We start from the raw sequence: 1,158 nt of genomic DNA on the forward strand, positions 1-1,158 counted from the left end.
ATTAATTAAAACATCAAGAATTCTTGGGAAAATTATAATTATATTTTTAGATGGTTATAATGAATGTCCTATCAGCCTCCAGCCTCAGTTAACAAGAAGCCTAAAAGCATTCTCATTGCGCTACAATGCAAAAATTATTATTAGCAGTCAAAACAATCTTGCTTATCATGACTTATTAAAAATAGATGAAATTTATGTAAAATCTCCTACACAAGAATTTAAAATTATTTTATCTAAAACTAGTAAAAACACCGATCATTCAACCCATATTTTAAATCTACTAGAAACTGCTAACTCAGGGCTTGAGGCCTCTCTTATTGGAGAAATAGGTAATTCTTTACCATTAAATGCTAGTAAATTTATAATTTTTGAAACTTATGCTAGAAAAAAGCTAAATAATTTTTATCAAAATGGAATTGAAATTCTAAGTTCATTAGCAAATTATTTAGTACAAAGGGCTCGTTTTACTATTTCAATACGGGAATTTGATAGATTATGCAAGACGAATAATATAGATATTGATACCCGAAAAATAGTACTTGAATCCAATTTAATAAAAGAACGTGGAGATATTGTTAGTTTTTCACATGAGCTTTTTTTTATTACATTTACTGCTGAATCAGTAATAAGAGAGAATTATAATAATATTGAAAAAACAATTTCATTATTAAACTCTCCCAGATTTAACTCTGCAAAGATATTTATAATTGGTGCAATTGAAGATGATTTCATGCTAAAGGAAGTTCTTAATTATTGTACTGATCCTCAAATAATTACAGCTTGTGCTGACGGAGAATGTGGAACTATAGCCCAGAAGATTATTAACGAGAAGATCCAATCTCATCTCTTAAATATGTGTACTGAGGCAAAAAATATTCGTTTTAAAATAGATGAAACAGGTTGGTTAAATATTTCTATTGATAAAGATTCTTGCAACCCTCAACTTAAAGATTTTGGATCTTATTTGGAGGTTATTACAAAAGAGATATTATCTGGAAATTACTTTAACGAAATATTAACAGCTTTCGAAAACATGGATCATACGATTCAGTTTTTCTTAGAGAAAAATCTTTCTGAAACAAAATCCAAAAAAAAATCTTTATCCGATGGAGTTTTTGCAAATGCATACCTACATCAAAAAGAAATTTCTTTAACAAA

1 protein-coding gene is annotated in these 1,158 nt (G+C 27.9%); it reads left to right on the forward strand.

The genetic code is table 11. The features are described from left to right. Positions 1-1,158, forward strand: a 1,158-nt coding sequence (locus NL42_RS19595) for a hypothetical protein (protein ID WP_461314019.1), incomplete at both ends; no start/stop codon positions are given.

Source organism: Acinetobacter sp. GN11 (assembly GCF_054823985.1).